Source organism: Bradyrhizobium sp. 147, assembly GCF_023073935.1.
In the GTDB taxonomy this organism is placed as follows: domain Bacteria; phylum Pseudomonadota; class Alphaproteobacteria; order Rhizobiales; family Xanthobacteraceae; genus Bradyrhizobium.
In genome coordinates, this window is record NZ_JADPKL010000137.1 from 43,054 (window position 1) to 49,387 (window position 6,334).

The following is a 6,334-nucleotide window of genomic DNA, read 5'->3' on the forward strand; positions in this document are numbered from 1 at the left end:
AACCGAGCTCGCAAAAAGGCACCCCGCCTGGCGAGCGGGAGCACATCGGCTATCGCTCGCCGAACTGCCCGATCCGTCCGCTAGGCGAGCCGGTGCGATCCGCGAGTGCGAGGAGCACCGATGGAAAGGACCGTGCCGATCGCACGCCCGCGAGCCCGCAAAATCCGTGCCCACTGGCAGCGCATCTTGCCGCGAGCTTGTCAGGAGGCTTGCGCCCAATGCTCTGGGCTCGATGACATCCGTTCTAAGGCCAACCCGCTATCCCGATCGCTTTTGAACCACGGTGCTGGAGCGCTCGTCTGAGCTCACCGAACTGGTGGAACATGACGAACAGAGCGATCATTCCGGCGCCCAGCTCAGCGATTGCTTGACTAGCTAACAGTCCATCGAAACCCGCAACCACCGGGAATAACAGTACGGCCGGTATGAAGAGATAGCCCTGCCTCGCCAGGGCCACAGTTGCACTGAGGCGTGCTCTCCCAAACGCCTGGAGCATTGCCGTCACGAAACTCTGAACCCCAAACAGTCCAAAGAAGAGATGAAACACGATGCAGGACGAGACGGCTATTTCCGCGACATTCTCGTTATCGCTAAATAGGGTCACCAAAGGCCTTGCAAAAACCACAACGGCCGCAGAATACGCGATGGAGAATGCGACCGTCACGAAGAGCATGAACTTCGCAGCCTTCAGAATACGAACATAGTCGCGTGCGCCCCAAGCGAAACCCAGGACAGCTTGAGCGCCTATGCAGAACCCGGTGATAGGCAGTGCGCCGACCATCAAGATTCGCACAGCTATTCCAACTGCGGCGATGGAATCATCGCCGAACGGTGCAGCAGCTCCGTACAAGAGCATAACCGCAAGTGCCGATAAGATACTCGTCATTGTCGCTGGCGCGCCCACCGACACGAGCTGTCTGATGCGATCTGCTCGCAATGACATATGAGATATCCTGACGAGAACTGTCCCGCCAAGCTTCGTAAAATACGCGATATAGAGTCCGATAGCAGCGATCTGCGATACCAGCGTGGCGAGGGCTGCGCCACGCACACCAAGGTCAAACAAGAATATGAAGACGGGGTCAAGCACAGCGTTCAGTAGAAACCCGGTAAGCATTGCCCACATGCTGAATCGCGTATCGCCTTCGGCTCTGACAATGAATCCGCTGACGATGTTTAGAAGCATCAGGGTGTTCCCGAACAAAAGCGTTCCCGCGTAGTCGAGCGCCACGGGCATGATGCTTGGAGTCGCTCCGAAGGTTGCGAATATCGCTGGCAGACTTGGAAGCAGAGCGACGGTAACTATGATACCAGTCGGAGCGGTGAGCGCGAGAGCTGTACTTGCGCCTCGACTCGCCTCTAGGTACTCACGAGCGCCCAGATGACGAGATATGAAGGACGCCGTTCCAACACCGATCCCCTGTCCGGCTGCCGCGAGCAGGACCATGATCGGCAAGGTCATGCTCACAGCTGCGATCGCCTGCGCGCCAAGTGCGCCAACAAAGATCGCATTGACGACCTGCTGTAACGCATGGATCGATAACCCAACAACAGATGGAATGGCGAGCCGCAGGATAAGGCTTGAGAGATTCGGGTCCGATAGATCGATGTGCTGTTTCTTCTGTGGCATCAAATTTCGCTCGCTCTCGAGCGCGAATTCTGTATCCGGCTCATTCATGGATGAACGTGTCGCGAGCTTTTCCAAATTCGCTGATCGCGTACTCAGCGCAACCCCCGCCGGAGCTGCTCTTGCACAGTGGTACATAAGTTTATCTGCGCCCATCGATCGCCGTGATCGCGTGGATCCATTTGACGTTTCACAAGCTGATTTTTGCGTTGGTCGATTTTCCCCTAGGCATATGCCTCTCGCCAATCGTAGCCTTCTGCGGCTCTTGAGTCAGAACAACGAGGATCCTGATTGAGGTGTTCGTGGGTAGCCACCCAGGTTCTGCCAGTCATAGTGTGCCGTTCTGCCCTTTGTTGACTTCTCATGGTTTCGTTCATTTCTTTTCCTCGATGATGATCGGCGGGGAACGCGGCCGGACCCTAGGGCGACAAGTTGGCTTTGGCATCTACCGGATCTTGTAGTAGACGCTCCATCGTCTGCATGGCACACGGAAGGAACGTGCCCAGAACCACAGTTGTGGTTCGGCGACGATCCACGGCAGGCTGCTGGTCCCGGCCGGCGTGGTAATTGGATTTGCGTCAGCAAATCGCGCCGCGCTGGCCATCACCCGCGGACACGAACTCAAAATTCGTGTAGCCGCAGCCGGAAGCTATGCCGGCGGTTCGATGAGAGGGAGCTCGGACGATTTCTGCTTCGGCCCACGAGACGGCCCTGACGCCGTCGACCCCATGCGGCAAGCCGTCGCGTAATGCCTCGCTCATCGGAAATGTCGAATCAGCGTGCAATCCCACGTCCCGGCATCAGATGAAGATATCTCAGGTATTTAAGTTCGAGGCAGCGCACCGATTTCCAAACGTCCCGCAGACACATCGTGTCATCGGACGCACGGTCATTCCTATCGCGTCGAGATCGTGCTGAACGGGCCCGTCGATCCGCGCACCGGGTTCGTAATGGATTTCTTCAACATGGAAGAAGCGTTCGGCCTTCTTTCTAAAGACTCGATCACCATTGCCTGAATGAAGTCCCGGGACTGGGAAAATCAGACGGTGGAAAATATCGCCATCTGGATCTGGCAGCACGCGAAACCGCGCCTTGTGCAACTCTCGAGCGTGAGGGTGTACGAGACGACCGATTGTTGGGCGGAATATGACGGGCCGGATCGGTGAATTCAGCGCTCGTTGGGACTGTGTCGATGCGGCGCGCCTGTCAAACGCCATTCGGAACTGCCCCCTTTGCGTCATGCAGAACTGCCCCCACCCTCGCGTTCATGATGTCGATTGAAGGTTGGCTCCGCCGGTGACGGGCGGAGGGAGGCGGAGCCGACCGGAGGGCCGTCAGCGGGCGCTCTTTCGCTTGGCGCGGAGCCGGTAGCTGTCGCCGCGGATGTTCGGCACGTGGCTGTGGTGCAAGAGCCGGTCGAGGATGGCGGTGGCGACCACGGGATCGACGAACAGGGTGCCCCATTCGGCAACGCTGCGGTTCGACGTGATCAGCATGGCGCCGGTTTCGTAGCGGCGGCTAACCTAACTAGCTGGAAGAACAGATGCGCCGCCTCGGGCTCCAGCGGCAGGTAACCGAGTTCGACGACGATCAGCAGCTTTGGCTTCGACAACGCGAGCAGTTTCTCGTCCAGGCGTCGCTCGCAGTGCGCCTTGGCGAGGCCAGCGACCAGCGTCGTCACCGTGGTGACCTGCACCGTATACCCGACCAGGATTGCCTCTCGCCCGAGTGCAATGGACAGGTGCGTCTTACCGACGCCGCGCGGCCCGAGCAGCAGTACGTTCTCGCCGTCGGTGATCTATCGTGACGCGGCCAGGTCACGGATCTGCTTTGGATCGATCGACGGCTGCGCCTCGAAGTCGAAGCTCGCAAGCTCCTTCACGGCCGGGAAGTGTGCGGTGTCCGCGCCACCTCGATGCGGCGTACACTGTCGATTTCATCCTACCCTCGCCCAATCCCATCCTGAATTCGGCATGGGATGTCTGGTACATTCTGGACAACAAATAATGGGCGGAGGAGAACAAGGCCGTCGAGCCGACGCCGGTGTCCGCGACCTCGCCGAGCTACGCCTCGCTACACGAGAATGGTACCGGTCCGTTCATCATCGAACATCAGCCCGGCGTGAAGAAGGTGTTCAAGGCCAACCCCAATTACTGGGGCAAGATGGAAGGTAACCTGAAGGAGATCATCTTCACCCCGATGGCCTCCGACGCGACCCGTGTCGCCGCGTTGCTCTCGGGCGAGGTCGACGCCATCGACCCGGTGCCGATCCAGGACATCTCCCGCGTCGATTCCAGCCCAAATGCCCAGGTGCTGAAGGCCCCGGAGCTGCGCACCATCTTCATCGGCTTCGATCAGACCCGCGACGAGCTGCTCTACTCCAACATCAAGGGCAGGAATCCCTTCGACGCCGTCCGCGTTGATGATCGCGCCGGAGCTGTTCGCACGGTCCAAGGATTTTACGCCGCCGAAATTCGATCTGGACGGCGCCAAGAAGCTCCTGACCGAGGCCGGCTACCCCGACGGCTTCGAGGTCACCATGGATTGTCCGAACGATCGCTATGTCAACGATGCCGCGATCTGCCAGGCCGTGGTCGGCATGCTTGCCCGCATCGGCGTCAAAATCAATCTGCTGGCACAGCCCAAGGCGCAGTACTTCGCCAAGGTGCTGAAGCAAGGTGGCTACCAGACCTCGTTCTTCATGCTGGGCTGGACGCCGAGCACGATGGATTCCCACAATGTGCTGAATGACACATGGGGTGCCGTGACGATGCGAAATCCTCGCGTGGCGAGGCCAATCTTGGTGCATTGCAAGGAGTTCGACGCCATCACAAGGTGCTGGTCGAAACCGACACCGCCAAACGCAATCAACTGATCAAGCAGGCGTATGAGATCAGCATCAAGGACTGAGCCTACATCCCCCTGCACCAGCAGGCGCTGGCCTGGGGCGTATCGAAAAAGGTCAACCTGCCGCAGCACGCGGACAACCTCGTCATGTTCCACTGGGCGACCAAGCAGGAATAGCGCCAGTTGAACCCAGGGTCCCGGCAGCGTCAGGCTTCCGGGACCTTTCCTTTTCCGGCTGACAAAGACGTCAGCCAGACACACACCCAGGAAGGTGGAAGGAATGCTCGCTTTCACTCTTCGCCGCGCCGTTCAGGCCATCGGCGTCATGTTCGCCGTCGGCATCATCGCGTTCTCGACGTTCCGCTTCGCCGGCGACCCCGTCAACCAGATCGTCTCGATCGATACGTCGGCGGCCGAACGCGAAGCCGTGCGCAAATCGCTCGGTCTCGATGACCCCGTTCCAGTGCAGTCCATGCGCTATTTCGGCAATGCCGCGCAGTTCAAGTTCGGCGTCTCCTATCAGTTCCGCCAGCCGGTCTCGACGCTATTTATGGAGCGTATGCCTGCAACACTGGAACTTGCGATCTGGGCGACCGTATTTGCAATGGTTTTCGGCATCCTGATGGGCGTCTATTCGGCGCTCAAGCGCGGCACCGTGCTGGCCAAATTATTCCAGGCGGTTTCGCTATCGGTATCTCACTGCCGACTTCCTGATCGGCAGGACGAACACCCCAATCGGTAAGCCCCTCTCGGAGCAGAGGCACCCCAAGCATCGTACGTGGGTTAGAACGCCTTCGCGCGGACGAGGGCGCAAATTCGGGGTCGGCCTGCACATCCGGGACGTGGACCGTCTTGCCATCGAGCAATGTACGCCCAACCACGCTTCCCCGTTCAAGGACGGAAGCGACCGCTGGCCGTCACGGTGGGAATGCCCGCCGCTTTGGCAGCCATTGCGGTCAGCTAGCCGATCGATGGCATCAGCGTGGTGCGTCTTCAGTTCGGCAACCAGCCCGGGAAGCTTTGCGACATCGCTCATCGCCCCGCGCGGCTCGAAGGTCAGGTTTTGACCGAGGACGAAACCGCGCTGGCCCAACACCTTGATCAGGATTTGGCCCGCCGGGCTGGTTTCGGTGGCCGGGGCGTTCAGCGTCACTGTCGCGAGCCGATAGACCTTGCCCGCCTGCGCTGCTGCCGCAAACGGCCGCCGCAGCGTGACAGAACCGAGCCCGCCCAGGAATTCGCGGCGCCTCATCATGATGTCCGTGCCGGGGCACAACGACACCCGGCGGGAGACTAGCACGGCATAACAAAAAAGCGGCAACAGCGATTGCCATTGCCGCTTTTCGGCTTCGATTGAACCCGCCTCAGGTCGGCCGCAAGGCCTTGGAGCCAAGATCGAGCTCGTTGACCTGCTTGTTCCGCTCTGAATCGGCCGCCGCGCGATGGTCGGTCGCCAGCACCACATAGACCGCCGGCAGCACGAACAGCGTGAACAGCGTGCCGATCGACATGCCCGCGACGACCACGAGGCCGATCGAGAAGCGGCTGGCCGCGCCCGCGCCGGTCGCGGTCAGGAGCGGGATCAGACCCGTCACCATCGCGGCCGTGGTCATCAGGATCGGGCGCAGGCGAATGCGCGCCGACATCTCGATGGCCGAGCGGCGGTCGAGCCGCTCGCTGACCTGGAGCTCATTGGCGAACTCCACCATCAGGATGCCGTGCTTGGTGATCAGGCCGACCAGGGTGAGCAGGCCGACCTGCGTGTAGATGTTCATCGTCGCCACGCCGAAGAACAGCGGGATCAGCGCGCCGACAATCGCCATCGGCACCGAGATCATGATCACCAGCGGGTCGCGCAAG

General features: G+C 60.1%; 2 protein-coding genes and 5 pseudogenes. 3 read left to right on the plus strand and 4 right to left on the minus strand.

Features of this window, described 5'->3' with window-relative positions; all coding sequences use genetic code 11:
- Nucleotides 1-244 precede the first annotated feature (244 nt).
- Complete coding sequence (locus tag IVA87_RS32035; RefSeq protein ID WP_247336984.1) at nucleotides 245-1,678, minus strand: MATE family efflux transporter; 1,434 nt, start codon at nucleotides 1,676-1,678, stop codon at nucleotides 245-247.
- A gap of 860 nt (nucleotides 1,679-2,538) precedes the next feature.
- On the opposite strand from IVA87_RS32035, the pseudogene IVA87_RS32040 reads away from it, so the two are divergent.
- Nucleotides 2,539-2,793: pseudogene (locus tag IVA87_RS32040) on the plus strand (6-carboxytetrahydropterin synthase).
- Between the two features lie 99 nt (nucleotides 2,794-2,892).
- On the opposite strand, the pseudogene istB reads toward IVA87_RS32040, so the two are convergent.
- Nucleotides 2,893-3,524, minus strand: a pseudogene (gene istB / locus IVA87_RS32045) (IS21-like element helper ATPase IstB); the annotation flags it as partial.
- 26 nt (nucleotides 3,525-3,550) lie between these two features.
- Between istB and IVA87_RS32050 the strand changes: the two are divergent.
- Together IVA87_RS32050 and IVA87_RS32055 are read left to right on the plus strand one after the other, a co-directional pair.
- Nucleotides 3,551-4,651: pseudogene (locus tag IVA87_RS32050) on the plus strand (ABC transporter substrate-binding protein); the annotation flags it as partial.
- 103 nt (nucleotides 4,652-4,754) lie between these two features.
- Nucleotides 4,755-5,182: pseudogene (locus tag IVA87_RS32055) on the plus strand (ABC transporter permease); the annotation flags it as partial.
- 95 nt (nucleotides 5,183-5,277) lie between these two features.
- On the opposite strand, the pseudogene IVA87_RS35450 reads toward IVA87_RS32055, so the two are convergent.
- Both IVA87_RS35450 and IVA87_RS32060 read right to left on the minus strand, forming a co-directional pair.
- Nucleotides 5,278-5,355: pseudogene (locus IVA87_RS35450) on the minus strand (hypothetical protein); the annotation flags it as partial.
- A gap of 483 nt (nucleotides 5,356-5,838) precedes the next feature.
- A partial coding sequence (locus tag IVA87_RS32060) for an efflux RND transporter permease subunit (RefSeq protein WP_247336978.1) occupies nucleotides 5,839-6,334 on the minus strand: 496 nt, incomplete at its 5' end.